This window comes from Planococcus ruber, assembly GCF_022819085.1.
Classification (GTDB): domain Bacteria; phylum Bacillota; class Bacilli; order Bacillales_A; family Planococcaceae; genus Planococcus; species Planococcus ruber.
Window position 1 is genome coordinate 27,817 of the sequence record NZ_JALHAG010000013.1, and the last position, 12,138, is coordinate 39,954.

Genomic DNA, 12,138 nt, shown 5'->3' on the forward strand with positions numbered 1-12,138 from the left:
GGAACCCATCATGGATCTATCAAAACCATCAAATGAAAACATTACGTTTATGATCGAAGAAATTAAGGCAAAATTGCGCATGGTCAATGTGGATGCGATGAAATCCGAGCATTTCAACAATTCGCAGTACGAAGACCTGCTGGATTTATATGAAATGGTGAAAAGCCGCGACAACATTACACCAAACGAAATGCAGGCCATCGCGAAAGAGCTTGGCTCATTGCGCAAATAACACAAAAACCCCGACTTCGGCAGACGCCAAGGTCGGGGTTTTCATTTTCTTATTAACTCTAACCAGCAGTGTCAGCCCCTCTTTTGGTATTGGGCGATGTACCAGCTGCCTTCTTTGATGACGGTTTTAATGCCGAGCATCTCAAGGCCTGCCTCTTCTCCCCACTCCGCGAGTTCGTCCCGGGTCGGCAATCGGTACAGATTGTCGAATGAGGAGAAGAAGCTATTGAAGACATTGGCAAACGGCGGATCTTCTACACTGCCGGCAATCGGAGTGACGACGGACAGGATGCCGCCGTCATTCAGCCAACTGGCGAGCTCTGTAAACAGTTCTTGCCGTTTTTCCAAGTCAATATAATGGATGACATTGTTCATCATGACCATATCCTGCTGCTTTTCAGGATGGTAATTCCATAAATCCGCATTTTCAATGGTGATGTTTTCATTGTCCCGTGTGTTTTCTTGCGCTTTTTCGGTTACGGCCGGACTAATTTCAATTCCGGTGAATTCGGTATTCGGAAAGCGTTCAGCAAGCTTTTGGATATAGCCGGCTTCGCCGCATCCGATATCCAGTACCGTCTTGCAGTCATTCTCCCTGATTTTCTTGGACATTTTAGGCAATGCCAATACTTCGAGCAGCCGGCTCGTTTCGGCCACGGTCGGTGCATGCTTTTCTTCATCAAAATGGTTGCGGCTTTGCTTCCGCATCATTTCGGGATAGCTTAACAACGTCGGAATATGCAATTCCATCATTTCTTTCAATAAGACACCGGAGGAATAATTTCCTTTCGGCTTCGGCAGCTTCCACACATGGCTGATTTTATAGCGCCCTCTCCCCGCCTCTTTCAAATGGCCGATCGATAAGCCAACGTTGACCCATTGATCCAATAGATTTTCATCCAATTGGTAGGCATCGGCCACATCAAATTTCGACATGGGCCGTTCGAAAGCTTTAAATAAATCCAGTTCATAGCCCACATACGCGTGCCAGCTATAGAGGAACGGTTCATTCCGTTTCATGTACATTCTTGCTTTAAACATATTCATTACATCTATCATAGGAGTCCCTCCACTTTCCATGGGTAGTCATCTTCTCGAGTGAAATACTTTAATTCTTTGGTGCTCGGCGGCAGATCCCTTATCCGGATGGGCATGATGCCTCCTTGGATAAAACGGTCGCGGACATTTTCTTTCCACATTCCGAGCCCTGAAACATTCAACATTTGCTTAAAGTGAAGGATGGGATCTTCTTCCATGCGTTCAAATGTTCTTTTCCGCAAATAACTGACTGGCTTAAACGGAAATGAATAGGCGAGGGCTGCCAAATGGCTCAATTGGATGACATGGTCGGCTCGCTTATAGCGGACTTTTTCATACCATTTCAAATTGGACGGATCCAGCTTGCCAGTTTCTTTCATATCCGCCACTAATTCGCCCAGTATATCTGCGTCCTGGATGGCCATATTCATTCCTTCGCCCGCCATTGGATGGACGGCATGGGCAGCGTCTCCAATAATGGCTTTGTTGGCTTTCACGTAAGAAGGCGCATGATACATAATTGGAATCATCAGCTGGATCTTTTTCCAGTCGGTCAGCTGCTGGACATAGCCGTCTACTGCCGGCGCCAAATCAGTATATAATTTATGGAAATGGCTGATTGGTTTTTCTTTCAGCTCTTTATAATCCCCTTCCGGAATCAAGTAGACACTTCTCACCATATTGTCCGGCAATGGAAATAAACCAAGAAAACGGTTATATGTAGAAATGATTTTTCCATCTTTGAAATTTTCTGCGCGCGGAAACGAAACCGTCAGGAAATGATGGTTGTACGTCGTTTGCTTGACTTCGATGCCCATCGATTTCCGGGTGACAGAAGCCCTTCCTTCTGCGCCAAAGAAAAATCGGGCTTCCACTTCGAATGTTTCTTTGCCTTTTTGCAGCACCGCTTTATTTTCGGATAGGCTTTTGCAGGCCGTTCCATTGAAATAATGGAAGTTGGTAAACATTAAAGCCGCTTCTAAGATGATGGATTTTAATTCTTCGTGGTGGACCATATAGGCGGCATCGTATTTTCCGGGCAGCACGCTGTAATCCATGAACGATTGGTCCTGGACTTTTAACGTGCTGGAAAGTTCGAGCATATCGAGCACTTTTATCTCGTTGGATCGCTCGCAGATTTCCTCATAAATTCCGATGCTGTCGAATATTTGCATGCTTTTAGGCTGCAGCAATTCCCCTTTATAAGTAGGAGGTTTTTTCGAAAGTCTTTCGGCCAGCACAACATCGACTCCGCGCTGCACCAATTTCAAGGCTAAGGTCAATCCGCCGATGCCGCCTCCGCTAATGAATACATCCGTTTTCATCTTCTTCAGCTCCTTATTGTTACCTACCCTTTTCCGGGTTGCTTGAAAACATCTTCCAATTAAAAAAGCCCGGAAGGAAAAGCAGTGCTTTTCCTTCCGGGCTTCCGTATTTTTTTCTTATAGCTGGTTGTATGCAACAGCCAGTTTAGCGCCGACTTCTGCATTGTGTTTGACGAGCTCGATATTTGCAACGAGGCTTGTTCCTTCTGTCAATTCTTTTACTTTGCCCAGCAAGAATGGCGTCGTGTCTTTTCCTTTGATGCCGTTCTCTTCCGCTTCCGCCATGGCCCGGTCGATGATGCCGTTGATGAACGCATCTTCAAGTGCATGCTCTGCAGGAATCGGATTTGCTACAACGGCGCCGCCTTTTAATCCAAGATCCCATTGTGCTTTTAATACTTGTGCCAGAACTTCCGGATTTTCTGCGCTGAACGTCAATCCAAAGCCGCTTGAACGTGTATAGAAAGCCGGCATTTCTTCTGTTTGGTAGCCAATGACCGGAACGCCTTTTGTTTCAAGGTATTCCAATGTCAGCCCGATATCCAGAATCGATTTCGCTCCGGCACAAACGACAGCTACGCCAGTTGTCGCCAATTCTTCCAAGTCAGCTGAAATATCCATTGTCGTTTCAGCACCGCGGTGCACCCCGCCGATTCCGCCTGTAGCGAAAACGCGGATGCCGGCTAATTCCGCACAAATCATCGTAGCCGCAACAGTTGTTGCCCCGATTTTTTTCGTCGCAATCAATTGGCCAAGGTCGCGGCGTGAAACTTTTGCCACATCCGGGCTGTTTCCTAAAAGTTCAAGCTCCTCATCAGATAAACCGATTTTAATTTGGCCGTCCATGATCGCGATTGTTGCTGGGACAGCTCCATTATCGCGGATGATCTGCTCAACAATGCGCGCGGTTTCGACATTTTGCGGATAAGGCATACCATGCGAGATAATTGTCGACTCAAGTGCCACCACCGGTTTTTTTTGGTCCATTGCTTCCTGTACTTCCTTTGAATATGAAATCATTGCTGTCATTGTAATTCCTCCAATTCTTTTTTTAACTGCTCGGCTGTAAGTTCTGTTCGTACGGTTGTTTCACTTTGCAAGGTTTTCGTCGCATTCATCAATCCGGAATGGATCGTCACATCAAATTCTTGCTCACACAGGAAACTGTGGATCACGCCGCTCGAGAATGCATCGCCTGCACCAGTGACATCTTCCAACGTACGGGTCTGAAGGGCTTCATAATGTTGGACTGACGAATGGTTGGCAGCAATTACGCCGTCTTTTCCGCCAGTGATCAATACATTTTCGGCACCCATTTCATGCAAGCGCTTTGCACTGTCATGCCAATCTGCGAATGTGTCTATTGCTTTTCCTAAATACTGCTCTGCTTCATCCCGGTTCAGGACGAGCCAAGTGATGCCGGTCAGATCTTCAGACAGGCGGTCCATTTTCGGACCCGAAACCGGGATGACCGCCAGTGGAATCTCTCGAGACTTCGCGAGTTTTCGAATATACTCAATCGTCTCTTTCGGGCAATTCAAATCGATGACGATGCAAGAAGCTGCTAGCAGGGCGTTTTCGTTTCTCGCTACATATGCAGGCGTCATTTGTTCATAGATGTCCATGTTCGCCATAGCCAGCAGCATTTCGCCGTCTGGCTCCAAAACGGCTGTGTAAGTGCCCGTCGAATATTCATCAAAGGATTTGGTTAAATCCGTCGACATAAACGGCGACGATACTTCTTCGATCAATTTCCACTCGGAATCATTCCCGGCAATCGACAGCAATTTCACTTCGTGGCCAAGCCGGCCCAAGTTCTCTGCTATATTGCGGGCCACTCCGCCGACGCTTCCTGTCGCTGAAGCGGGATTTGAAGTGCCCATGATCGTCTTTTTCTTCATTTTGAATTTCCGGTCGACATTCGCTCCGCCGATGCAAATGACCGTCCCTTCTTCCGGCAGGACGTAAGCTCTGCCCAGAATTTTTCCTTCACGAATCAATCCTGATATTAAGTTCGCGATGGACGGCCTGGAAAGTTTCATCGCATCTGCCATTTCCTGCTGCGATAAATAAGGATCCCGGCGAATCAAAGCTAAAAGTTCCGCTTCTTTTTGATTCAATTCCTCGCCTCCTTTTAAACATTTGTTTATATCATAAACTTTTGTCTTTAAAATTGCAAGCCTAAATCGGGAAAGTGAGGATAAACCTTGCAGGGTATGACTGAAGATTGCTAATATAATAATGATGAAAGGAGAGATTTACGTGACATCTTTTGATGAAAAATTAATAAAATATGCAGAACTGGCTGTAAAAGTGGGGGTAAATATTCAATCTGGACAACAATTGTATATTGCCGCTTCCCTTGATGCAGCACCGCTCGTCCGCCTGATCACCAAACAAGCTTATGAGGCTGGCGCTAAACAAGTGCACGTAGATTGGAACGACGATGAAATCTCTCGCCTTCGTTATGAACTGGCTCCTGAAGATTCATTCTCGGAATATCCGGCATGGAAAGTCCAAGAGCGTGAACAGCTTGCAGACCAAGGTGCTGCATTTATCAGCATCGTTTCACAAAGTCCGGATCTGTTGAACGGCATCGATCCGAAGAAAATTGCGGCCAACCAAAAAGCCGTCGGCACCGGCTTGAAGAAATACCGCCAATACGTTCAGTCCGATAAAATCAGTTGGACGGTTTTGGCAGCGCCTTCAAAAGCCTGGGCGGCAAAAGTATTCGCAGACTTGCCGGAAGACCAGCAAGTGGATGCTTTATGGGATGCCATTTTCAAAGCAGTCCGTGCCGATTTGCCTGAACCGATTGAAGAATGGGCCAAACATAATGATACCCTTCATACAAAAGTGGATTATCTGAACGGCAAAAAATACGCGAAGCTTCACTACACTTCGCCAAAAACCGATTTGGAAGTCGGCCTTCCAAAAGGCCATTTGTGGTGCGGCGCCGGATCCATCAACGAAAAAGGGCAGCCTTTCATGGCCAATATGCCAACGGAAGAAGTCTTTACCGTTCCGGATAAAACGGGCGTCAACGGCTTTGTTTCCAGCACAAAACCATTAAGCTACGGCGGCAACATCATCGATGATTTCAAGATCACTTTTGAGAACGGAAAAATTGTCGATGCTTCTGCGGCACAAGGCGAAGATGTCTTAAAGAATTTGATCGCGACGGATGAAGGATCGCATTTCCTGGGCGAAGTTGCACTCGTGCCTCATCACTCGCCAATTTCAAACTCGAATATTTTGTTCTACAATACGCTTTTCGACGAGAATGCTTCAAACCACTTTGCGATCGGCAGTGCTTATGCATTCTGTTTAGAAGGCGGCAAAACGATGTCCCAGGAAGAATTGCTGGCACACGGATTGAACCAGAGCATTACCCATGTTGATTTCATGGTGGGTTCTGAAGAGATGGATATTGACGGCATCTTGGAAGACGGCACGCGCGAGCCGATTTTCCGTAGCGGCAACTGGGCATTTTAATCCTCAATAATTGGACACTTAATTTTTTCCGTTATATCATGTATACTGAGTAATGATGATTACAAGTTCAGAGAGGAGTTATCATTATGTTAGAAGGTGTAACTATCGTATTAGGCTTTATGGTTGTTATTTTCTTATTTTTCTTCACTCTTTTGCATTTCCTTGGCAAAGAACTTCACTCTCATGATGCAGAAAAAGTAGACCCAATGCCGAAAAACAGATTTTAAGAAAAAGCCGCTTTCTCGGAGAAAGCGGCTTTTTTCATTTCCATGAGGCTTTCTCTTTACATTCTCAAATCATTTATTTTACATACCCGTTACATCCTCTATCTATAGACCTGCCTTTTTGTAATTTTCCACAACAATAGACCTTTCTTATGTATCATTTTGTTTTTGCGTGCTTTTGAACCCCTCCAATACATGGTAAAATGCAGAGTGGTAATTGTTTTATAATAGGAGGAGTTTAGGCATGTTTTCTTCAACGGATATTGGAATCGACTTAGGAACAGCAAATATTTTAGTATACACAAAAGCAAAAGGCATTATTTTAAATGAACCTTCAGTGGTTGCATTAGACACGAAGACGAATAAAGTCATCGCAATCGGCGAAGACGCAAAAGCAATGATTGGGAAGACGCCTGGATCCATCCGGGTCGTGCGCCCTTTAAAAGAAGGCGTCATCGCCGACTTTGAAGTCACTACGGAATTGCTGAAGATGGTCATGCAAAAAGCTGCCAAGCAAATGGGCGGATCTCTTCGCAAACCCAATGTCATGGTCTGCACCCCTTGCGGAGCCACGTCTGTTGAACGCCGTGCCATTCATGATGCAGTCAAACAAAGTGGAGCAAAAAGCGTCCATTTGATCGAAGAACCCGTTGCTGCAGCGATCGGTGCTGACTTGCCTGTCAGCGAACCGATTGCGAGCGTTATTGTGGACATCGGCGGAGGCACTACGGAAGTCGGCATCATTTCATTCGGCGGGGTCGTTTCCGCGAATACCGTAAAAGTTGCGGGAGACCGTATGGATGAAGACATTATCCAATACGTCCGCAAACATTATAATGTATTAATCGGCGAACGGACGGCTGAAACCATCAAAAAAGAAATCGGCTATGCGTTAATTCCGCACAAATCCGAATCGATTGAAATCCGCGGCCGCGATGTGATGACAGGCCTTCCGAAAACCGTCACGCTTACATCGACTGAAATTCAAGAAACGTTGAAAGAATCTTTGCTTTCTATTTTAGAATGCATTCGGGCGACTCTTGAAAATTGTCCTGCTGAATTATCGGGCGATATCGTGGACCAAGGCGTGGTCATTTCTGGAGGCGGCGCTTTGTTGAAGGGCATGCAGCAATGGTTGTCAGAAGAAATTTCCGTTCCTGTGCACACTGCCCCGCAGCCGCTTGAATCGGTTGCCATTGGCACTGGCCGTTCGCTGGTGATGCTGAACAAACTTGAAAAAATCTCTCGTTAATTTTGTTTCAATCAACAGTTTGGAAGCCGTGCTTCCAAACTGTTTTTGAATTCCGGAGGTTTACAGTCGTGTTCTCGGAAAATTTGATTTAAAATAAAAGGAGTAACTTTAAGGAGGATTCAGTATGTCGATGTTGGAAGATATCTTAGCTTATAACGAGGAATTTGTGAAAGAGAAGAAGTACGAGCAATACATAACGACGAAGTTTCCCGACAAGAAAGTGGTCATTTTAACTTGTATGGATACCCGGCTTATTGAAATGCTGCCGAAAGCAATGAACTTGAAAAACGGAGACGTGAAAATTGTCAAAAGCGCCGGTGCCGTCATCAATCACCCTTTCGGCGGCATTATGCGCAGTTTGATCGTAGCTGTTTATGAATTGCAAGCAGACGAAATTTACATCATCGGCCATCACGATTGCGGCATGTCGGCCATCGATCCAAAATCCATTTTATCCAAGATGGAAGCAAGAGGAATTGAACGAAAAACCATAGAAATGATGGAATATTCCGGAGTCGATTTGGAAGGATGGCTGCGCGGCTTTAGCGACGTGTCAGAAAGCGTCAAGCACAGCGTCCAGATGGTGCGCAACCACCCGCTGCTCGACAGCAAAGTTCCGGTTCATGGCCTTGTGATTGATCCGACAACCGGAAAATTAGATATGGTTGTGGATGGAAGAAACGAAAACCGCTGAGAATTTCTCAGCGGTTTTTGTCTTGTTTTTTATAGTGAAGATAATCCAATGGAATGCCGGCTTTGCCAAACTGGCGCAGAAAAGAAGTGATTTGTCCGCGATGGTACGACGCATGGTTGATGACCGTAAACAGCATTTCATCGCGCGTATTGTGAAATTCGCCGCCGCGCATGCTTTTGAAGAACAGCCCTTCCTGCCATTGCTCTTCGGTCAAAGAAGCAAAGTACAATTCCATTTCCGCATGCAAGAGCATAAATGCTTCAACCGCTTTTTCTGTCGTTGAAACATCGTACCGTTCGAATGCCGGACTTTCCACACCATTCATTCGCAGCAGCCACAGTTTTTCTACGCCAATGACATGCTCCACCGTTTTTTCGATGGACTCAAAAGAGTTATCTCCAATTCGGGTGTAGAAGTCCTCTCCGATTGACTGGACATGCCGAAGACATGCCAAAGTCGCCCATTGGTGATAGGAAAACAAATCGTTTCGATCCATCTTGCACCTTCCTTTCGCTGATGCTGTTATTCTGAAAACCACCGGACAATGTTTTTCCACCATCTTTTATAGGCGGCCTTGCCCTTTCAAAATTCACTTTCAAGCAAAGCAAATTGATAATGGTCTTCCCAGACGCCATTGATGTATAAGAATTCGCGCAGCAAGCCTTCATTCAGGAAGCCCGTCTTTTGCAGGACGCGGATCGACCCCATATTTTTCGGGGAGACGTATGCCTCGATCCGGTGCAGCCGCAATTGCTCGAAGCCGAACGTGTTGACCAGCCGCACCGCTTCTGTCGCAATGCCTTTGCCGATATAGCCCTCATCGATCGAATAGCCGACCAGCGCACTGAGGAACGGCAACCGTTTGATGCTGTACATCGAAATGTGGCCAATCATTTTATTGGACTCATGTTCAAAAATGCCAAAACTGTATTCCCGATTTTCCCGCGCCTGGTATATCGATTCCCGTATTTTTTCACGCTGCACCAATGCCGTAAAGTAACTGTCTTGATGGCGCGGTTCGTAGATCGCCCAGTAATCACGATTTCTTACCAGCAATTGAACCATCTCTTCCGCATCATCGACAGTAAGCGTCCGAAGGTAGCAAGTCTTTCCATTGAATAATAGATTCATATCATTCGAAAGAAGAAGTTAGCGCATTAAACTCTTCCGCATCTTTCACGCAAAGAGCAATGCCTTTTTCCCAGAAGGCTTCTTTGGTGATATCTTCTCCAAGATGCTTGAGCGCTAACTCTTCAGCTGTCATAATCGCAGTATCTCTTAGCAAAGCCATATACTTGCCTTCGAAATCGGCGCCTTCTTCCAATGCTTTGGCATAAATGCTCAGCGAGAATAAATAACCGAATGTATACGGGAAATTATAGAACGGCACATACGTAATGTAGAAATGCAGCTTAGAAGCCCAGAAATGCGGATGCGTTGACTTCAAACCGCCTGCAAAGCCTTCGTTTTGCGCTTGTTCCATCAGCTCATTTAAACGGGCTGCCGGCACGACGCCGTTTTTTCGTTCTTCATAGAAGCGGGTTTCAAATAGGAAGCGCGAGTGGATATTCATGAAAAACGCCACACTGCGCTGTACTTTATCTTCAAGCAATGCTATCTTTTCTTCTTTCGATTGGGCATTTTTAACGGCTGCATCTGCGACAATCATTTCAGCGAAAGTCGAAGCCGTTTCCGCTACGTTCATTGCATACGAACGGTTCAGCCCATGGACCGGGTGCATCGCGTAGGAATGGAAAGCGTGTCCCAGTTCATGTGCAAGCGTCGCCACATTCGACATGGATCCACTGTACGTCATGAAAATGCGGGATTCCTCTGCCATCGGCAATTCGGTACAGAAACCGCCTGGTCGCTTGTTTGGACGGTCTTCCGCTTCAATCCAGCCTTTTTCAAAAGCTTGCAGGGCAAATTGCCGCAGCTCAGGCCCGAACTTGCCGAAATGCTCCAAGATAAACTCGGCCCCTTCCTGATACGTAAATTGCTGCGTGCTTTCTGTAACCGGCGCGTCGACATCGTACCAATCCAGGCCATCTTTCCCAAGAATTTCTGCTTTGCGGTTCAAATAAGCCACAAAAGGCTGTTTGTTCTTGCTGATGGCCCCCCACATCGCATCCAGCGTTTCCTGCTTCATGCGGTTCATATGCAAAGGCTCTTGCAAAACGTGGTCCCAACCGCGTTTTTTATACACTTCCAAACGGAAACCGGCAATCGAATTCAAGGTCTTCGCGAAAAAGTCTTCTTTCTCAGTCCACGCCTCTTCCAATTTCTCATACGATTCTTTCCGAATTTCAGCTTCTTTATGGGAGCTTAGGTTGTTGGCTTGTCCGACCGACATGGTCTTTTCTTCGCCATCAATCGTCATTTTGATTTTAATTTCGCCCACTAGCATGTCATAGAGTTGGCTCCAGCCGTGATAGCCATCCATGCTGAGTGCCGTGATCAGGTTTTCCTCTTTTTCGGAAAGCTGCATTTTCGCTTCTTCCCGCCATTCGTTTAAGAAGAAATGGAATTCTTTCAACGCATCCTGCTCAAGCAATTCTTTCCACACGGCATCATCCGTTTTCGTTAAATCCTGTTGAATTTTCTGGAGCGATGCATCAAAACGCGCATGGAGAGAAGACGATTCGCTTTGCAAAATGGCCGCTTTCTTGTCTTCCGTATTTTGCGCCATCAAACAGCCAATAAAAGATCCCGCTTGACTGAGATGCTGCATCAGCGCATTTACTTCTTCCAGCAAATTTGCCACCTTTTCAGCGTCTTCGCTTGAAGCCGGCGCTGTAAAGTGCTGAGCCGTTTTTTCAAATTCATCTAATTTGGGCGTTGCCTCGTCCATATGTACCCGCAATTCTTTTGAATCGCTGCCCCCTTGGAACAATACATCCAAATCCCATACTTCCGGAAATTTAACCGTCATGATTTTACCCCCTGGTAAACTTAATTTTCTAAAAACACTTATAAGTATACCATTTCCTGCAAAATGTCGGAACCACACGGACTTATGATTGGATTGCTTTTGAAAATTCTCACACGATCTTCACAAACCTTCCTTTTTATGAATATTCTTGGAAGTGAAGTTTGTTGAACCGCTTCCCGACAGGTATACTAAAATAGGAGGGGGGTCTTTTATGGCTAGAATACTGCTGATGACAATCGCATATATCAGCATCATCGTAATCAATTCACTAGCGAATATTTTGCCGCTTAATGGGCAAACCACTGGCGAGATTTCCAACCGCCTTCCGGTTCTATTTACTCCAGCCGGCTATGTATTCTCAATTTGGTCTGTTATTTACATATTATTGGCTATCTGGATTATCGGGTTTTGGATCCGCTACAAAAAAGGGGAAGTCCCGTCAGCCAAAATCACTTTATTCTTTACCTTGAGTGCTGTATTTAATATTGCCTGGCTGTACTTATGGCATTATGAGTTTTTTGCTTGGTCCGTTTTAGCGATCTTTGCCTACTTGGCTTCTTTGATTGCCTTGTATTTGCAATACAGCAATTCCGAGCGCAAACTCACAGAACGCCTTCCAATCTCCATTAATATGGGATGGCTCAGTGTCGCCGCTATTGCCAATACCAGCTTTGTTTTGACGTTCTACAATTGGAGCGGCTGGGGCTTGAGCGATCAATTATGGACCGTTATCATGCTGACAGTAGCGACTGCTCTCGCACTCCATATTCGCTTCCATCATTTTGATATTCCTTATGCCTTTGTTTTCGTTTGGGCCTTTATCGGCATTGCCGTGAAACATGGTACCAACGAACTGTTGGTCACGACCGCTTCCCTGTTTTTAAGCGGGGTCATCATCACCGGCATTTTGCTCATCAAAAAAAGATCCTGATAAACAGGATCTTTTT

13 protein-coding genes are annotated in these 12,138 nt (G+C 45.8%); 6 read left to right on the forward strand and 7 right to left on the reverse strand.

Going from position 1 to position 12,138, the window contains the following annotated elements; genetic code table 11:
• Positions 1 to 10 precede the first annotated feature (10 nt).
• Positions 11 to 232, forward strand: a complete 222-nt coding sequence (locus MTR82_RS16770) for a DUF1128 domain-containing protein (RefSeq protein WP_052652407.1) — start codon at positions 11 to 13, stop codon at positions 230 to 232.
• Between the two features lie 71 nt (positions 233 to 303).
• Here the strand turns inward: MTR82_RS16770 and MTR82_RS16775 are convergent, their stop codons facing one another.
• From MTR82_RS16775 to MTR82_RS16790, 4 genes are all read right to left on the reverse strand, one after another.
• Entirely contained in the window at positions 304 to 1,290 is a 987-nt protein-coding gene (locus tag MTR82_RS16775; RefSeq protein WP_246809979.1) for a class I SAM-dependent methyltransferase, read from the reverse strand.
• A complete protein-coding gene (locus MTR82_RS16780; RefSeq protein ID WP_246809980.1) occupies positions 1,287 to 2,594 on the reverse strand; it encodes an FAD-dependent oxidoreductase in 1,308 nt (435 codons plus the stop codon). The genes MTR82_RS16775 and MTR82_RS16780 overlap by 4 nt, the downstream gene beginning before the upstream one ends.
• Before the next feature lie 117 nt (positions 2,595 to 2,711).
• Complete coding sequence (locus MTR82_RS16785; protein WP_052652410.1) at positions 2,712 to 3,623, reverse strand: pseudouridine-5'-phosphate glycosidase; 912 nt, start codon at positions 3,621 to 3,623, stop codon at positions 2,712 to 2,714.
• Positions 3,620 to 4,714, reverse strand: a complete 1,095-nt coding sequence (locus MTR82_RS16790) for a carbohydrate kinase (RefSeq protein WP_246809981.1) — start codon at positions 4,712 to 4,714, stop codon at positions 3,620 to 3,622. Before MTR82_RS16790 ends, MTR82_RS16785 begins: the two co-directional genes overlap by 4 nt.
• Positions 4,715 to 4,856: 142 nt before the next feature.
• Here MTR82_RS16790 and MTR82_RS16795 point away from each other — a divergent pair, with 142 nt between their 5' ends.
• The 4 genes from MTR82_RS16795 to MTR82_RS16810 all read left to right on the forward strand — a co-directional run bounded on the left by MTR82_RS16795 (position 4,857) and on the right by MTR82_RS16810 (position 8,259).
• A complete protein-coding gene (locus MTR82_RS16795) occupies positions 4,857 to 6,089 on the forward strand; it encodes an aminopeptidase (protein ID WP_246809982.1) in 1,233 nt (410 codons plus the stop codon).
• Between the two features lie 86 nt (positions 6,090 to 6,175).
• Complete coding sequence (locus MTR82_RS16800; RefSeq protein WP_199876619.1) at positions 6,176 to 6,316, forward strand: hypothetical protein; 141 nt, start codon at positions 6,176 to 6,178, stop codon at positions 6,314 to 6,316.
• 241 nt (positions 6,317 to 6,557) lie between these two features.
• The gene (mreBH, locus tag MTR82_RS16805) at positions 6,558 to 7,565 is read left to right on the forward strand and encodes a rod-share determining protein MreBH (protein WP_052652416.1); all 1,008 of its coding nucleotides are present in this window, start codon (positions 6,558 to 6,560) and stop codon (positions 7,563 to 7,565) included.
• 124 nt (positions 7,566 to 7,689) lie between these two features.
• Positions 7,690 to 8,259 carry a beta-class carbonic anhydrase gene (locus MTR82_RS16810; protein WP_052652418.1) on the forward strand — a complete coding sequence of 190 codons (570 nt, stop codon included), beginning with the start codon at positions 7,690 to 7,692 and terminating at the stop codon, positions 8,257 to 8,259.
• A 7-nt stretch (positions 8,260 to 8,266) separates the two neighbouring features.
• On the opposite strand, the gene MTR82_RS16815 is transcribed toward MTR82_RS16810, so the two are convergent.
• The 3 genes from MTR82_RS16815 to MTR82_RS16825 all read right to left on the reverse strand — a co-directional run bounded on the left by MTR82_RS16815 (position 8,267) and on the right by MTR82_RS16825 (position 11,191).
• Positions 8,267 to 8,755: a DinB family protein gene (locus tag MTR82_RS16815; RefSeq protein WP_246809983.1), complete on the reverse strand. Its 489-nt coding sequence runs from the start codon at positions 8,753 to 8,755 to the stop codon at positions 8,267 to 8,269.
• 86 nt (positions 8,756 to 8,841) lie between these two features.
• A complete protein-coding gene (locus MTR82_RS16820) occupies positions 8,842 to 9,390 on the reverse strand; it encodes a GNAT family N-acetyltransferase (protein ID WP_052652422.1) in 549 nt (182 codons plus the stop codon).
• Position 9,391: 1 nt separating this feature from the next.
• Positions 9,392 to 11,191, reverse strand: coding sequence for a M3 family oligoendopeptidase (locus MTR82_RS16825; protein WP_246809984.1), 1,800 nt, complete (start codon positions 11,189 to 11,191; stop codon positions 9,392 to 9,394).
• A gap of 211 nt (positions 11,192 to 11,402) precedes the next feature.
• On the opposite strand from MTR82_RS16825, the gene MTR82_RS16830 reads away from it, so the two are divergent.
• Positions 11,403 to 12,122, forward strand: coding sequence for a tryptophan-rich sensory protein (locus MTR82_RS16830; protein WP_246809985.1), 720 nt, complete (start codon positions 11,403 to 11,405; stop codon positions 12,120 to 12,122).
• The last annotated feature ends 16 nt before the right edge of the window (positions 12,123 to 12,138 follow it).

Excerpts from the sequence above, each read along its gene's own strand:
- MTR82_RS16810 (WP_052652418.1), top strand. The coding sequence starts at position 7,690 with ATGTCGATGTTGGAAGATATCTTAGCTTATAACGAGGAATTTGTGAAA.
- mreBH (WP_052652416.1), top strand. The coding sequence starts at position 6,558 with ATGTTTTCTTCAACGGATATTGGAATCGACTTAGGAACAGCAAATATT.
- MTR82_RS16785 (WP_052652410.1), bottom strand. The coding sequence starts at position 3,623 with ATGACAGCAATGATTTCATATTCAAAGGAAGTACAGGAAGCAATGGAC.
- MTR82_RS16815 (WP_246809983.1), bottom strand. The coding sequence starts at position 8,755 with ATGGATCGAAACGATTTGTTTTCCTATCACCAATGGGCGACTTTGGCA.
- MTR82_RS16775 (WP_246809979.1), bottom strand. The coding sequence starts at position 1,290 with ATGATAGATGTAATGAATATGTTTAAAGCAAGAATGTACATGAAACGG.
- MTR82_RS16820 (WP_052652422.1), bottom strand. The coding sequence starts at position 9,390 with ATGAATCTATTATTCAATGGAAAGACTTGCTACCTTCGGACGCTTACT.
- MTR82_RS16770 (WP_052652407.1), top strand. The coding sequence starts at position 11 with ATGGATCTATCAAAACCATCAAATGAAAACATTACGTTTATGATCGAA.
- MTR82_RS16800 (WP_199876619.1), top strand. The coding sequence starts at position 6,176 with ATGTTAGAAGGTGTAACTATCGTATTAGGCTTTATGGTTGTTATTTTC.
- MTR82_RS16825 (WP_246809984.1), bottom strand. The coding sequence starts at position 11,191 with ATGACGGTTAAATTTCCGGAAGTATGGGATTTGGATGTATTGTTCCAA.
- MTR82_RS16780 (WP_246809980.1), bottom strand. The coding sequence starts at position 2,594 with ATGAAAACGGATGTATTCATTAGCGGAGGCGGCATCGGCGGATTGACC.
- MTR82_RS16830 (WP_246809985.1), top strand. The coding sequence starts at position 11,403 with ATGGCTAGAATACTGCTGATGACAATCGCATATATCAGCATCATCGTA.